The following is a 14,475-nucleotide window of genomic DNA, read 5'->3' as shown; positions in this document are numbered from 1 at the left end:
AGGGAGGAAGCCTTTGCGAACCCAGGTCGCCATCATCGGTTCGGGACCATCCGGCTTGCTTCTCGGCCAGCTTCTGACCGAAGCCGGCATCGACAATGTCATTCTTGATCGCGTCAGCAAGGATTACATCCTCGACCGGGTTCGCGCCGGCGTTCTCGAAGAGGGCACGGTCGGACTGCTGGATGCGGCCAGGGCTGGAGCGAGGCTGCATGCCGAAGGCCTGCCGCACGACGGCTTCTCGCTCGCCTTCGACGGACGCGACCATCGCATCGACCTGCATGAATTGACCGGCGGCCGGCGCGTCACCGTCTACGGGCAGACCGAGGTGACGCGCGATCTGATGGAGCGGCGCGAAGCAAGCGGCGCCCTGTCGATCTACGATGCCGCCGATGTAACGCCGCATGATTTCGACGGCCGCTCTCCCTTCGTCACCTATATGAAAGACGGCGCTGCCAGGCGCATTGATTGCGATTTCGTCGCCGGCTGCGACGGCTTTCACGGGGCAAGCCGCAAGGCCGTTCCCGAACGGGCGATCAGGCGTTTCGAGAAGGTCTATCCCTTCGGCTGGCTGGGCCTGCTTGCCGATGTGGCGCCCGTCAGCCACGAACTGATCTACGCCAACCACCCGAGGGGCTTCGCGCTCTGCTCGATGCGCTCGGCCACGCGCAGCCGCTATTACATCCAATGCGGGCTCGACGAGAAGGTCGAGGACTGGAGCGACGACCGCTTCTGGGACGAGTTGAGACGGCGCCTGCCGGTGCATCACGCCGAAGCACTGAAAACCGCGCCATCTTTCGAGAAATCGATCGCTCCTTTACGCTCCTTCGTCGCCGAGCCGATGCGCTTCGGCCGGCTCTTCCTTGTCGGCGACGCCGCCCATATCGTGCCGCCGACCGGCGCCAAGGGGCTGAACCTTGCGGCAAGCGACGTCCATTACCTCTTCTCCGGGCTCGTCCAGCATTACCGCGACGGTTCGGATCACGGCATCGACGCCTATTCGCAGACCGCGCTGGCCCGCGTGTGGAAGGCCGTGCGGTTTTCCTGGTGGATGACGACGATGATGCACCGTTTTCCCGATACCGGCGATTTCGACCAGAAGATCCAGGAGGCTGAGCTCGATTATCTCACCCATTCCCGTGCTGCCTCCACGGCGCTCGCGGAAAACTATGTGGGATTGCCATTCTGACATGAAGATCCGAGGCTGGTGCGACCCAGGCGACGGCAGAGCCGGTCATCAATATTCCGGCACATAATCATAATCGCATGGTGATGGATTGCGGCTTTTATTTCATTTTACATCACCATTTCGCATGACAAGCTAACGCGCAATTTTTGCGGCTAGCAAATGCGGCGCTGGAGTGCGCCAACAAGGGAGAGAGACATGAAGAAACTGCTTCTGGCCGCCGTTGCGGCAATCGCCATCGGCACGAGCGCCTATGCCGACACCATCAAGGTCGGAGTCATCGGCCCATTCTCCGGTCCGTTCGCGCTCCAGGGCAAGAACTTCAAGGCCGGCATCGACGCCTATATGGCGGTCAACGGCAGCAAGATCGGCAACGACACGGTCGAGATCGTCTATCGCGACGTGCCGCAGGCCGATCCGGCCCAATCCAAGGCGCTCGCGCAGGAACTGATCGTCAAGGAAAAAGTCCAGTATCTCGCCGGCTTCTATTTCACCCCCGATGCCATGGCGGTGACGCCGATCCTCAAGCAGGGCAATGTGCCGATGGTCGTTATGAATGCCGCTACCTCGGCGATCGTCACCAAGAGCCCGCTGGTCGTGCGCACCTCGTTTACCACCTGGCAGACCTCGACGCCGATCGCCAAGGTCGCCTTCGACGCCGGCGTCAAGAAGGTGATTTCGGTCGTCAGCGACTATGGCCCCGGCATCGACGCCGAAAACGCCTTCAAGACCGGGTTCGAAAAGGCCGGAGGCCAGGTGGTCGAGGCGATCCGCATGCCGCTCGCCACCAACGACTTCAGCCCGATCATGCAGCGCATCAAGGATTCCGGCGCCGAGGGCGTCTTCGCCTTCCTGCCGTCGGGCCCGACGACGCTGGGCTTCGTCAAGGCCTATAACGAGAATGGCCTGAAGACTGCCGGCATCAAGTTCTTTGCGCCTGGAGATCTGACGCAGGAATCCGACCTGCCGGCGCTGGGTGACGCCGCACTCGGCATCCAGACGACCTTCCACTATGCCGTCTCGCACGACTCTCCCGAGAACAAGGCTTTCGTCGAGGCGGCTTCCAAGGCGATCGGCAACAAGGCCGAAATCTCCTTCCCCTCAGTCAGCGCCTATGACGGCATGTATGTCATCTACAAGATGATCGAGGCGACGGGCGGCAAGCAGGATGCCGAGAAGGCTGTCGATGCGGTCAAGGGCCTTGCCTGGGTAAGCCCGCGCGGCCCGGTTTCGATCGACCCGGAAAGCCGCCACATCACACAGAACATCTATCTGCGCGAGGTCGCCAAGGCCGATGACGGGACCTACATCAACAAGGAGATCCAGACCTTCGAGAAGCAGGGCGATCCCGGCCTGGCGGCGGTGAAGTAAGATCCGGCATCCCGGCAAGCGACGGGCGCGCGAGGCCGAGCCCGTCGCACGAAGCAAGGTATTTCCATGCAGACAGTCTTCAGCATAGCGGTCGACGCCTTTGCCTATGGCATGGTGCTCTTCGTCATATCGATCGGCCTTTCCGTAACCATGGGGCTGATGCGTGTCGTCAATCTGGCGCACGGCGCCTTCGCCATGATCGGCGGCTACATCGCCTCCTATGCCGCCCGCGATCTCGGCCTCGGTTATGCCGCAGCGGTCATCGCCGCCATCGTCGTCACGATCCTCGTCGCAATCCCGCTCGAGCGTTTTCTCTACCGCCGGATCTACGGTGCGCCCGAACTGACCCAGGTGCTGATGACGATCGGCATCACCTTCTGCGTCATCGGCATTGCGAATTACGCGATGGGGCCGACGCTGAAAACCATACCGCTTCCCGCGACGCTGCAGGGATCGGCCGATCTCGGCTTCCGCACCATTCCCGTTCACCGGCTTTTCGCCATCCTTTGCGGCCTGGCTGTTGCGCTGGCGCTTTGGTTTGCGATCGAAAGGACCAGCTTCGGCGTCAAGCTGCGCGCCTCCGTCGACGATGCGGCCATGGCCGCCGCACTCGGCGTGCGCACCGAGATCATCTATGCCGTGAGCTTTGCCGTCGCCGTCGGACTTGCCGCTTTCGGCGGTGTGGTCGGCGCCGAACTGCTGCCGGTCGAACCCTATTACGCGCTGCGTTACATGGTCACCTTCCTGGTCGTCGTCTCCGTCGGCGGTGCAGGTTCCATTGCGGGCGCGCTGATCGCCTGCCTGCTGCTCGGAGCGATCGATACGACAGGACGCTATCTGATGCCCGAATTCGGGGAATTCTTCTTTTATCTCGCCGTGATTGCGATCATCTGCGTCTTCCCGCGCGGCCTTGCCGGAAGGGCGAAATAGCATGGCGCTTGCACTCAACGACGAAAACGAACGTCTCCAGCACCGGCGCGGATTTCTCGGCCGCGATCTCGCCGCAATAGCGATTATGACGGCCATCGCCGCAATCGGCTATTTCACGTTTCCCGATAATCTGGCGCTTCTGACCCGGATGATCACGATCGCGCTGCTCGTTCTGTCGCTCGATCTCGTGACCGGTTATTGCGGCGTCGCCACGCTCGGCCATGCCGCCTTGTTCGGGTCCGGCGCCTATGCCGCCGGCATTCTGTCGGCGCATTACGGCATCAATGATCCGCTGCTGATGATGCTGGCCGGCATTGCCGGCGGCGCGCTTGCCGGGCTGCTCAGCGGCGCGATCATCCTGCGGGCGCATGGGCTGCCGCAGCTCGTACTGTCGATTGCCCTTATCAATCTCTTCCATGAATTCGCCAATAAGGCTTCGTCCTGGACAGGCGGCAGCGATGGCCTTTCCGGCATCGCGCCGGACCCGGTCTTCGGTCTCTTCGAATTCGATCTCTACGGTCACACCGCCTTCTTCTTCGGCATGGCGCTGCTGCTTGTCGTCTTCGTGCTGCTCAGATTGCTGGTCCGCTCGCCCTTCGGCATGCTCTGCCGCGGCATCAAACAGGATCCGCTGCGCATCCGCGCCATCGGCGCTTCGCCGAAGGCGGCGCTCATCAGGATGTACGTTATCTCAGGCGCGGTTGCCGGTGTCGGCGGCGCCTTGAATGCGATCTCGACCCAGGTCGTCGGGCTGGACAGCCTGTCTTTCACGCAATCGGCAGAAGCGCTGGTCATGCTGGTGCTCGGCGGCACCGGCTCTCTCTTCGGCGCGCTCTCCGGCACTCTCATCTTCATGCTCTTCGAGGACTATGTCTCCGCCGCCAATCCCTTCCACTGGCTGACCATGGTCGGCGCGTTGCTGATTGCCGTCGTGCTGTTCGCGCCGAAAGGTCTCTATGGCACAGCCGCGGCCTTCATGGACCGCCGCAGGGGGCAGCGCGCATGAGCCCGGTCTTCGAAGTCGCCAATCTCAGGAAAGCCTTTGGCGGTCTTGCCGTCACCAACGATGTCTCGCTGGCGATGTCGCCAGGCGACCGCATCGCGCTGATCGGCCCGAACGGCGCCGGCAAGACCACCTTCGTCAATCTCGTCACCGGCAACCTCGCCCCCGATTCCGGCGAGGTCCGCCTCGGCGGCGAGAGGGTGACGAAGGTCGATGCGATCGGCCGGGTCAGACGCGGTCTGGTGCGATCCTTCCAGGTCACGCGGCTTTTCCACGACATGACGCCGGCCGAACATGTGGGACTTGCCATTCTGCAACGGGACGGAAAGACCGGGCGCGTCTTCGGAAACTTCTTGCGGATGTCCGATGTCATGGCGGAGGTCGACGATCTCCTGGGAAAGCTCGGGCTGTCGTCGCTGATGCATCGCAAGGTCAGCGAGATCGCCTATGGCCAGCAGCGGCTTCTGGAGATCGCCGTGGCGCTGGCGCTGAAGCCGAAGGTGCTGCTGCTCGACGAGCCGGCGGCTGGCGTGCCGCAGAGCGATACCGGCCGCATCGAGCAGGCGCTGGCCGATCTGCCTTCCGATCTCGCCGTGCTGATGATCGAACACGACATGGATCTGGTCTTCCGTTTCGCCAAACGTGTCATCGTACTTGCATCAGGCGCCATCATCTTCGACGGCCTGCCTGAAGACGTCACTAGGGATGCGCGTGTGCGCGAGGCCTATCTCGGGAGTTATGCCAATGCCGGCCCTGTCGCTTGAGGTCAAAAACCTGTCGGCCGGCTATGGTCCGACACGCGTGCTCGAAGACATTTCCTTCTCCATACCGGCAGGCGCCCGGCTCGCCTTGCTCGGCCGCAACGGCATGGGCAAGACAACGCTTCTGGCGACGCTTGCCGGACAGACCAGGCGATATGAGGGCCACATCCGCCTTGGCGATGCCGACATCACCGCCGCACCGAGCGCGACGCGCGCGCATAAGGGTCTCGGCTATGTGCCGCAGACACGCTGCGTCTTCCCGACGCTGACGGTCGAGGAGAACCTGTTCGTCGGCCTGAAGGCGCGGCCGAAGACGGCGCTGGAGGAAGCCTATGCCATGTTCCCGCGCCTAAAAGAGCGCCGCCGCAACCTCGGCAGCCAGCTCTCGGGCGGCGAGCAGCAGATGCTTTCGACGGCCCGCACCATTCTCGGCCGCCCGTCCGTCCTGTTGCTCGACGAACCGCTGGAGGGGCTGGCACCGGTCATTTGCGAGGAGCTGATGGCGGCCTTTACCGAACTCGCCAAGTCAGGCGACATGACCATTCTGCTTGTGGAACAGCGCCTCCAGAGCGCACTCGATTTTGCCGATCAGGTCGTCATTCTCGAACGAGGCAGGCTGGCCTGGTCGGGAACGCCGGAGAACCTCACAAGGGATCATGAAGCCGTCGAGAGTCTGCTGGGCGTCGGCGGCCTGCATTGATTGATGGCCGGCAGAAGTCGGGCCGTCGGTGATCCCGCTCCGCCTTCCAAATTGCCCTTGGCACGCCGAGCCATTCATGCAGTATATCGTCATGACGACGTCATCGATGACCTGCCATTATTATCCTGACCGAAAGCTTCATGCCGGCCGAATTGATGGATCGCCTGAAGAGGCGAGAAACATGATGGTCGACCGTGCCGCAACAGTGCAGGACAAGACGTAAAACCCTGGCTCCTGAACCTTCTTTACTTGGGCGTTTAAGCTAAATCCGGCCGAAAATTCATTGGATTGACAGGAACTGCTCTGACGTTCCCAGCAATTTGGGTTGCCAGGCACCCGACAGGGTTGCATAGTCGAATTCAACATCACATGGGAGGTAGAAATGGCAAATCATAAGCCGGTCGCAGGTGACGTATACCAGCCTATTTTCAACATCGACAACCCGATCGACGGCAACATATTGGACAGCACCAGTTCCACGGATGCCGACGGAGATCGGGTGCGCCTCAACTTCGTGAACGGCCAGCGAATTCCGCAGCCGGCCGATCCGGACGGACCCGCCACGACGACGACAATCGAGGGAAAATACGGCACGCTGACCGTCTATTCCAACGGCAACTATACCTATGAACTCGATCACACCAACCCGGTGGTCGCAGCGCTCGGCCCGGGCGATCAACTCGTCGACCAATTCAATTTCAAGATATCGGATGGCAAAGGCGCCACCGACTTCGGCTTGCTCAATATCGCGGTCGACTTGCCGGAACGCGGCGACGTCTTCGTCAATTTCGAGGATGTCGGCAAGTACGACTTCCCCACGGGTTACAAAGGCTTCGATTGGGGCGCTTGGCACGATGGTGACGATGCAACGGTACATAAGGAAGCCGACGGCAACCATTATCTCGCAGGCGGCGTATTCTGGACACCCATCCAAGCCGCCGATGGCGGCACCTTCCAGATCGAGCAATTCAGCGTGGCAAATGGCACATCCGACTATGACAACGTTTTAACGATCGAAGGCAGGCTGAACGGCGATACCGTGTTCCTGGTCACGGTCAACGTGACCGCCGACAGCATTCATAACCCGCAAGTGATCGATCTCAGCGCCTATGGCCAGATCGACTATCTCGTGCTCGACACCGAGCCCGTCATCACCGAAACGAGCGGCCCGGATTATTATGGCGCACAATACGACAACTTTCATTTCATCGTTTGAGGGGCGTCTCGGATGAACAAGCAGTCGGCCTTCCCGCATCGTGAACGAGGTGATGTTCCAGATGGCAGAGAGGCCGAAGCTGTTCGCCATGGTGAAGAACAATCACGAGCGTCACCCGCGCGAGCGGGCATCCTCACACTGTAGCCGCCTGCCTAGTACCAATTTCTTGCGATAGCGGACAGACCTGCGTGTTTGCTAGCATGAGAATGTCCGAGGAGGACACGGATGCTGGGACGGAGGAAATGATGCAGCCAGTCGGGATCAAGTTAGCGGCGGTGACGTTCTCGCTTGCCGTATGGGCCATTATTATCGCCGCCGCATCCCACCTTTGGGCGATGAAGCTGCCAATGGTGCTTCTGACGCAATAGTCGTGCCTTCGGCGCCAGCGGAAATCCCGCAGATCGGAAGCTGACCGACTTTGCCGGCCAGCCGCTACCCGTTCGGCCGCTGCTACCAGTGTGTTACCACGGGCATCAAAGGAGGCTCTCATTTCGAGCCTCAAATTTCGCGAATTATCCAATGATTTGAAAGTGGTAGCGGAGGAGGGATTTGAACCCCCGACACAAGGATTATGATTCCTCTGCTCTGACCTACTGAGCTACTCCGCCACTGGTCAAACGATACCTGCTCGCGAAGCGCTGCGGGCTCGTGGGATGAGCGGCTTATAAGGTGCGCTTCGGCTTTGTGTCAAGCGCATGATGGAGAAAAACGGTGGGCTTTGCCGGCCGCCCTGTCCTACCGGTTTCAGGCAGCGACGGGGCCGGCCAAAAGGGCCTTGAGCGAGGCCTCGGCCGAAGGTTCGCGCTCGGAGCGCTCGATGAAGCCGCCGCCGAAGACGCGGGCGTCGTCGCCGGGTGCGGAATAAAGCGCGCAGGCCTGGCCGGGGGCGATGCCAGCCTCACCGACCGTCAGGTCGACATAGGTGCCCGTTGCATCGACATGCAGCACGGCAGGCGCCGGCGCCCGTGTCGAGCGGACTTTGGCGTAGCAGGCAAAACCGTTGCCGGAGGCAGCTTGCGCAAGCGTCTCGTCGCCCAGCCAATTGACGTCGCGCAGATAGACGCGGTGGGTTTCCAGCGCCTCCTTCGGTCCGACGATGACGCGGCGCGAGCGAGCGTCGAGAAAGACGACGTAGAGCGGCTCGCCGGTGGCGATGCCGATGCCGCGGCGCTGGCCGATGGTGAAGTGCAGGATGCCCTCATGGGTTCCAAGCACCCGGCCGTCGAGATGGACGATCTCACCGGCAAGCGCCGCATTCGGCTTCAGCTTGGTGATAATGTCGGAATATTTGCCCTGCGGCACGAAGCAGATGTCCTGGCTGTCGGCCTTCTTGGCGACGACCAGACCCATCTCTTCGGCGAGCCTGCGGGTCTCGGCCTTCGGCAGGCCGCCGAGCGGAAAGCGCAGGTAGTCGATCTGCTCCTGCGTCGTGGCGAACAGGAAATAGCTCTGGTCACGGTCGGCATCGGCCGGGCGGTAAAGCGCGCGGCGGCCGGGATGCTCCGGCGACGGGTTCGGCCGCGAGCGGATATAATGGCCGGTCGCCAGCGCATCGGCGCCGAGCTCCTTGGCGGTCGCCAGCAGATCGGCGAATTTGACGGTCTGGTTGCAGGAAACGCAGGGAATCGGCGTTTCGCCGGCGACATAGCTTTCGGCGAAGGGATTGATCACTGTCTCGCGAAAGCGCTTTTCGTAATCGAGCACATAATGCGGGATGCCGAGCGTTTCGCAGACGCGGCGCGCATCGTCGATATCCTGGCCGGCGCAGCAGGAACCGGCGCGGTGAACGGCGGCGCCATGGTCGTAAAGCTGCAGCGTGATGCCGAGCACGTCGTAACCCTGCTGTTTGAGAAGGCCGGCGACGACGGATGAATCGACGCCGCCCGACATGGCGACGACGACACGGGTCTCTTCCGGCTGCTTGTCAAAATCCAGTGTGTTCAACGGTGGTGCCAAATTCTGCTTGGGTCTCGATCCGCCCTTGCGCTGCAATTGCGGCGGATTTGCCGATATCAGGCGGGATCGGCCGCCTTCTCGATGAGAAACCGATATAGAAAGGATTGTATCGGGACGCAAGAGGCGGTCTCGGATAGCGGATTTGGGATTCCCCGTGCAAAGCAAGGCGCAGCCGAAGCCACGCCTTGGAAGCGGGGGGTGCGGCTCAGGTGCCGATCAGCTTGTTGCAGGCGAATGCGATGCCCGGATTGGCGATGATGGCGGTCAAGAGCGCCAGTCCGATTATCGAGAATGAATAGCGTTTCATAGACATTCTCCTTTCCAGCCCATGGGAATTATGCCGGTTCGGCTGCAGTTCTCAAAATAACGAATGCTTGAGCAGGACCGGCTCAACCGAAAATCATTCGATAAAATAATTTACACGCGATGGAACATTTCACTCCATCATGCGTTGCGGGTGATGAATGTCGCAATCGAATTTCTGCGGAGGGTTTCATGGCCAGGTTCGGAACGACAGCGGATTACAACAGGATCAGACACTGGATCGAGGAGCGCGGCGGCCATCCCGCCCGCATCAAGGACGCCCGGGATAGCGAAACCGTCGGCGTCGATTTCTCCTCGAAACCGATGGAGGAAATTTCCTGGGACGAGTTTTTCCAGGGTCTAGACGGCAGCCGGCTCGCTTTTCTTCATCGCACCAAGGCGCAGGATGACGCCGCCCGCCTCGGCCGGATCGTCCGCCGACGCAAGCACCACTGAGATTTTTCCATTCCTGATGCAGCAAAAACCCGGCGCCGCTTCCAGCACCGGGTTTCCTGTGTTTTCCTTGGGAGGAACAAACTTAAAGCGCGTCGCAGTTAACTTGATTCATGCGACGCTCTTTGGCTCTTTGTTTTATGCATGTCGTTATCCGGGAAGTGCTGCACACTTCCCGGCGACCTGCATTAGTCGATATTGAAGGTCAGTAGCTTCGCTTGGCGGATCGCCTGGTGAGCAGTCAGTTCCCCAAGCACGGCTTCATCCACGTCGCCGTCGACATAGAGCAGAGCGATGGCGTCGCCGCCCTGCTTGTCGCGGCCAAGCTGAAAGTTGGCGATGTTGACGCCAGCGGTACCAAGCGTCGTGCCGATGAAGCCGATCATTCCAGGGACGTCGGTATTGGTGATGTAGATCATGTGCGAGCCGACATCGGCATCGAGGTTGATGCCCTTGATCTGGATGAAGCGCGGCTTGCCATCCGAAAACACCGTGCCAGCGACCGAACGCGTCATGCTCTCGGTCGTCACCGTCAGCTTGATATAGCCGTCGAAGACACCTGTCTTGTCGCGCTTGACCTCGGAAAGCACGACGCCCTTTTCCTTGACCATGATCGGCGCCGAAACCATGTTGACGTCGGCGACCTGCGGGCGGATGAGGCCGGCGAGCACCGCGCTCGTCAGCGCCCGCGTGTTCATGTTGGCGGTAATGCCGTCATAGAGGATCTCGATTTCCTTGATCGGCTCCTCGGTGACCTGGCCGACGAAAGCGCCGAGAACGTCGGCGAGGCGGATGAAGGGCTTCAGGATCGGTGCTTCTTCCGCGGTGATCGACGGCATGTTGATGGCGTTGGAGACCGCACCCTTGACGAGGTAGTCCGCCATCTGCTCGGCGACCTGGAGAGCAACGTTTTCCTGCGCCTCGGTCGTCGAAGCCCCGAGATGCGGCGTGCAGACGACGTTCGGCAGGCCGAAGAGCGGGCTTTCCTTGGCCGGCTCGACCTCGAACACGTCGAAGGCAGCACCCGCGACATGGCCGGACTTGATGGCTTCGGCCAGCGCTGCTTCATCGACCAGGCCGCCGCGGGCGCAATTGATGATGCGCACGCCGGGCTTGGTCTTTGCCAGCGCTTCCTTGTTGAGGATGCCGCGCGTCTTGTCGGTCATCGGCACATGCAGCGTGATGAAATCGGCACGGGCGAAAAGCTCGTCCAGCTCGACCTTGGTGACGCCCATCTCCTCGGCGCGCTCCTTGGACAGGAACGGGTCATAGGCGACGACATGCATCTTCAAGCCGATGGCGCGGGCGCAGACGATCGAGCCGATATTGCCGGCGCCGATGACGCCGAGCGTCTTGCCGGTGATCTCGACACCCATGAATTTCGACTTCTCCCATTTGCCGGCCTGCGTCGAGGTATCGGCTGCCGGAAGCTGGCGGGCAACGGCGAACATCAGCGCGATCGCGTGTTCGGCCGTGGTGATCGAATTGCCGAAAGGCGTGTTCATGACGATGATGCCGCGGCGCGAAGCGGCCGGAATATCGACATTGTCGACGCCGATACCGGCGCGGCCGACGACCTTGAGGTTCGTCGCCCCCTGGATGATCTTTTCCGTCACCTTGGTGGCGGAGCGGATGGCCAGACCATCATATTTGCCGATGACGTCGAGCAGACGGTCCTTGTCCTTGCCGAGCTGCGGTTCGAAATCGACTTCGACGCCGCGGTCGCGGAAGATCTGGACGGCGGTTTCCGACAATTCGTCGGATACGAGAACGCGAGGTGCCATTGTGGCCTCCTTCAAAAGTGTTCAGCGATGAATGAATGGAGATGCGGGCTCCGCCCTGTGGCGGAGCCGGATGCGATCACGTCAAGCGGCTGCCTGAGCGAGTTGCGCCTTCTGTGTTTCGAAGGCCCAGGAAAGCCAGGGCATCAGCTTCTGCATGTCGGATGCCTCGATCGTGGCGCCGGCCCAGATACGCAAGCCGGACGGCGCGTCGCGATAGTGTCCGACGTCATAGGCGACGCCTTCCTTTTCCAGGAGGCCGACCAGGCCCTTGGCGAAAGCCGCCTGGCCGTCGTCGTCGAGCGCCGTGATGTCTTTGTCGACGATCTTCAGGCAGACGGAGGTGTTGGAGGCCGTTTCCGCCTTGACGGCGAGATTGGCGATCCAGTCGTTGGCGGCGACGAAATCGTGGATGACCTTGGCATTGGCATCGGCGCGCGCGATCAGCGCCTTGAGACCGCCGAGGCCCTTGGCCCAGACAAGCGCATCGATGTAGTCCTCGACGCAGAGCATCGACGGCGTGTTGATCGTCTCGCCCTGGAAGATGCCTTCCGTCAGCTTGCCGCCCGAGGTCATGCGGAAGATCTTCGGCAGCGGCCAGGCCGGCGTATAGGTGGTGAGGCGCTCAACGGCGCGCGGCGAAAGAATGATGACGCCGTGGGCGCCCTCGCCGCCCAGAACCTTCTGCCAGGAGAAAGTGACGACATCGAGCTTGGCGAAATCGAGTTCCTGGGCGAAAGCCGCCGAAGTGGCATCGCAGATCGTCAGGCCCTTGCGGTCGGCCGGAATGAAATCGGCGTTCGGCACGCGCACGCCTGACGTGGTGCCGTTCCAGGTGAAGACCACATCGCGGTCGAAATCGACGGCGGAGAGATCGGGAAGCTCGCCGTAACCGGCTTCGAGCTTGCGGACGTCCTTGAGCTTCAGCTGCTTGACGACATCGGTGACCCAGCCGGCGCCGAAGCTTTCCCAGGCGAGCATGTCGACGCCGCGTTCGCCGAGCAGCGACCAGAGCGCCATTTCGACGGCGCCGGTATCGGACGCCGGAACGATGCCGATGCGGTAATCCGCCGGCACGTCAAGAATTTCACGGGTAAGGTCGATGGCCTGCTTCAGCTTGGTCTTGCCGACCTTCGCACGGTGCGAACGGCCAAGGGCCGCGTCAGAAAGAGCCTCGAGCGACCAACCGGGGCGCTTCGAGCAGGGGCCAGAAGAAAAATGAGTATTATTCGGACGGATGTCCGGCTTTGCGGTCTTTGCCATGATGCTATCCTCTCAGATAGAAAGCCCTTCGTTGGGGAAGGGTGTCCCGCCGCCGTGTGTATGGATAGCAGGCGCCTTAGTCAAGATCGAAGTGTCGCAGAGAGAGGATATTTTGACGCAGGCACGCTTGACGCAGCAAAAAGCCGCCCGGGCGGGCGGCGTTTCTGATGGGCGCGAATTGAGCTTACTTGTAGACCGCCGGCTGCAGCGGAATTTCCGGCGGCGGTTCGTAGCTCGCCTGGGCGCATCCGCCGAAGAGGTAGCGGCCACCGACGCGGACTTCATGGGCGCTGAGGCCCTTGTCGCGGCCCGGACCGCCATTTTCGGCATAGCCGAACATGTTGCCGCCATCGATATGCAGGTAGCGGTAGCCGACATCGGCCTTGAAGTTGCAGGTCACGTCGACCGAGGCGCCGGCCATGAGGGCGTAAGTAAAGCGCCAGTTGCCTTTGCCGCCATGAGTGACCTGATCGTCGCAGAAGCTGCCGTCATCGGCGCAGGCGACGTTGCGCAGGTTCTTCCACTTGACGTAGGAACCACCGATACCGGCGCCGACATAAGGCGTGACGTAGCCATAGGTGCCGAGGTCGACGTAAGCGTTGGCGAGCAGCGTATAGGCTGTCAGCGAAGAGCGGTCGCTCGAGGTGCAATCCACCAGCGGGAAGCCGCACTGTCCGACCGTCGAGCCCTTGAAATCCGCCTGCGTCAGATAATCAAAGGTCAGATCGGTGCGCAGATAGCTGTTGATCTGATAACCGACACCGCCGCCGATCGTCCATGCGTCGTCGAGGTCAGCGTCGTCGAAATCGACCTCGGTGGCATTGCTGCCCTGGAAATAGCGGGCGCCGCGCAGATCGGTGAAGGCATAACCGACATCGCCGCGCAGGTACCAGCCGGTCGCTTCGCTGACCGCCACTTCGGGCGGCTGCTCCGGAATAGGCTCGGCAGGGGCGAGGTCCGCGGAATAGGCGTTTGTCGCGATCAACAATGCGGCAAAGATGCCGGACAAGCTTCTTTTCATGGATCCCACTCCAAAATCCGTTGGGTCGGCAGGCTTCAAGTCGCTGCCAAACTGATACGCTTCGGATGGATAATGAATGGGAAACGTTAAAAGCTGCTTAACCACGATTATTTACCGTAGATCTTGAAGCTGCAGGTAGAGGAAACATGGATTTCCACGGTAAGTCTTTGAAGGGACGACCTGACGAGACGATTTGGCTGGTTAACGCTCCAGCTTTTCCCGTAATCTTCGTCCGGCCGTGACACGGGCCTATGATCATCACCGGTGGTGATAAATTGGCGGGGGCGTAGTAAGTGCCGGCCTAACGAAGCACCGCTGTGGTGTGTCTCTGCACGCTGACGGCGGGTTTGGCGAGCACGCTAACCACACTCTCCGTCTTCCCAGGCCTTGAGCCTGGGATCCATACGGCAACAACTGGGGACGCGGTGTGGATGCTCGGCTCAAGGCCGAGCAGGACGGAGGGTGGGGCGGGCGGAAGAACCCCATTCACAGCGCAGACGCTCGTGTCAGGGACGCCGTCCGCTAGCGAAACCA

At 61.2% G+C, this 14,475-nt stretch carries 13 protein-coding genes and 1 tRNA gene; 9 read left to right on the top strand and 5 right to left on the bottom strand.

Annotation, left to right across the window (positions count from 1 at the left end; translation table 11 throughout):
• Positions 1–13: 13 nt before the first annotated feature.
• The 8 genes from pobA (at position 14) to QMO80_RS17175 (ending at position 7,164) form a co-directional block, all read left to right on the top strand.
• Positions 14–1,186, top strand: a complete 1,173-nt coding sequence (pobA, locus tag QMO80_RS17210) for a 4-hydroxybenzoate 3-monooxygenase (RefSeq protein WP_283197610.1) — start codon at positions 14–16, stop codon at positions 1,184–1,186.
• A gap of 195 nt (positions 1,187–1,381) precedes the next feature.
• Positions 1,382–2,554, top strand: a complete 1,173-nt coding sequence (locus QMO80_RS17205) for an ABC transporter substrate-binding protein (protein ID WP_283197609.1) — start codon at positions 1,382–1,384, stop codon at positions 2,552–2,554.
• Positions 2,555–2,620: 66 nt separating this feature from the next.
• Positions 2,621–3,484 (top strand): branched-chain amino acid ABC transporter permease, encoded by an 864-nt coding sequence (locus QMO80_RS17200; protein WP_283197608.1) that lies wholly within the window; start codon positions 2,621–2,623, stop codon positions 3,482–3,484.
• A 1-nt stretch (position 3,485) separates the two neighbouring features.
• On the top strand, positions 3,486–4,490 hold the full coding sequence (locus QMO80_RS17195) for a branched-chain amino acid ABC transporter permease (RefSeq protein WP_283197607.1): 1,005 nt from the start codon (positions 3,486–3,488) through the stop codon (positions 4,488–4,490).
• On the top strand, positions 4,487–5,251 hold the full coding sequence (locus QMO80_RS17190; protein WP_283197606.1) for an ABC transporter ATP-binding protein: 765 nt from the start codon (positions 4,487–4,489) through the stop codon (positions 5,249–5,251). Before QMO80_RS17195 ends, QMO80_RS17190 begins: the two co-directional genes overlap by 4 nt.
• Positions 5,232–5,948, top strand: coding sequence for an ABC transporter ATP-binding protein (locus tag QMO80_RS17185; RefSeq protein ID WP_283197605.1), 717 nt, complete (start codon positions 5,232–5,234; stop codon positions 5,946–5,948). Before QMO80_RS17190 ends, QMO80_RS17185 begins: the two co-directional genes overlap by 20 nt.
• Positions 5,949–6,024: 76 nt before the next feature.
• The gene (locus QMO80_RS17180) at positions 6,025–6,171 is read left to right on the top strand and encodes a hypothetical protein (protein ID WP_283197604.1); all 147 of its coding nucleotides are present in this window, start codon (positions 6,025–6,027) and stop codon (positions 6,169–6,171) included.
• A gap of 141 nt (positions 6,172–6,312) precedes the next feature.
• A complete protein-coding gene (locus QMO80_RS17175) occupies positions 6,313–7,164 on the top strand; it encodes a VCBS domain-containing protein (protein WP_283200210.1) in 852 nt (283 codons plus the stop codon).
• Positions 7,165–7,695: 531 nt separating this feature from the next.
• Here QMO80_RS17175 and QMO80_RS17170 read toward each other — a convergent pair.
• Positions 7,696–7,772 (bottom strand) — tRNA-Met (locus QMO80_RS17170).
• Between the two features lie 136 nt (positions 7,773–7,908).
• Complete coding sequence (gene mnmA, locus QMO80_RS17165; protein ID WP_283197603.1) at positions 7,909–9,108, bottom strand: tRNA 2-thiouridine(34) synthase MnmA; 1,200 nt, start codon at positions 9,106–9,108, stop codon at positions 7,909–7,911.
• A 507-nt stretch (positions 9,109–9,615) separates the two neighbouring features.
• Here mnmA and QMO80_RS17160 point away from each other — a divergent pair.
• Entirely contained in the window at positions 9,616–9,879 is a 264-nt protein-coding gene (locus QMO80_RS17160) for a hypothetical protein (protein ID WP_283197602.1), read from the top strand.
• A 185-nt stretch (positions 9,880–10,064) separates the two neighbouring features.
• Here the strand turns inward: QMO80_RS17160 and serA are convergent, their stop codons facing one another.
• The 3 genes from serA to QMO80_RS17145 form a co-directional block, all read right to left on the bottom strand.
• A complete protein-coding gene (gene serA, locus QMO80_RS17155; protein ID WP_003590360.1) occupies positions 10,065–11,660 on the bottom strand; it encodes a phosphoglycerate dehydrogenase in 1,596 nt (531 codons plus the stop codon).
• A gap of 81 nt (positions 11,661–11,741) precedes the next feature.
• On the bottom strand, positions 11,742–12,920 hold the full coding sequence (locus QMO80_RS17150) for a phosphoserine transaminase (protein WP_283197601.1): 1,179 nt from the start codon (positions 12,918–12,920) through the stop codon (positions 11,742–11,744).
• 184 nt (positions 12,921–13,104) lie between these two features.
• The gene (locus QMO80_RS17145) at positions 13,105–13,941 is read right to left on the bottom strand and encodes an outer membrane protein (RefSeq protein WP_088937669.1); all 837 of its coding nucleotides are present in this window, start codon (positions 13,939–13,941) and stop codon (positions 13,105–13,107) included.
• Positions 13,942–14,475 lie beyond the last annotated feature (534 nt).

Source organism: Rhizobium sp. BT03, assembly GCF_030053155.1.
Lineage (GTDB): Bacteria > Pseudomonadota > Alphaproteobacteria > Rhizobiales > Rhizobiaceae > Rhizobium.
This window is presented reverse-complemented; position numbering and strand designations above follow the sequence as displayed.

What these genes read in the sequence shown, in the direction of transcription:
- QMO80_RS17205 (WP_283197609.1), top strand. Translation starts at nt 1,382, where the DNA reads ATGAAGAAACTGCTTCTGGCCGCCGTTGCGGCAATCGCCATCGGCACG.
- QMO80_RS17200 (WP_283197608.1), top strand. Translation starts at nt 2,621, where the DNA reads ATGCAGACAGTCTTCAGCATAGCGGTCGACGCCTTTGCCTATGGCATG.
- QMO80_RS17195 (WP_283197607.1), top strand. Translation starts at nt 3,486, where the DNA reads ATGGCGCTTGCACTCAACGACGAAAACGAACGTCTCCAGCACCGGCGC.
- QMO80_RS17190 (WP_283197606.1), top strand. Translation starts at nt 4,487, where the DNA reads ATGAGCCCGGTCTTCGAAGTCGCCAATCTCAGGAAAGCCTTTGGCGGT.
- QMO80_RS17185 (WP_283197605.1), top strand. Translation starts at nt 5,232, where the DNA reads ATGCCGGCCCTGTCGCTTGAGGTCAAAAACCTGTCGGCCGGCTATGGT.
- QMO80_RS17180 (WP_283197604.1), top strand. Translation starts at nt 6,025, where the DNA reads ATGCAGTATATCGTCATGACGACGTCATCGATGACCTGCCATTATTAT.
- QMO80_RS17160 (WP_283197602.1), top strand. Translation starts at nt 9,616, where the DNA reads ATGGCCAGGTTCGGAACGACAGCGGATTACAACAGGATCAGACACTGG.
- serA (WP_003590360.1), bottom strand. Translation starts at nt 11,660, where the DNA reads ATGGCACCTCGCGTTCTCGTATCCGACGAATTGTCGGAAACCGCCGTC.
- QMO80_RS17150 (WP_283197601.1), bottom strand. Translation starts at nt 12,920, where the DNA reads ATGGCAAAGACCGCAAAGCCGGACATCCGTCCGAATAATACTCATTTT.
- QMO80_RS17145 (WP_088937669.1), bottom strand. Translation starts at nt 13,941, where the DNA reads ATGAAAAGAAGCTTGTCCGGCATCTTTGCCGCATTGTTGATCGCGACA.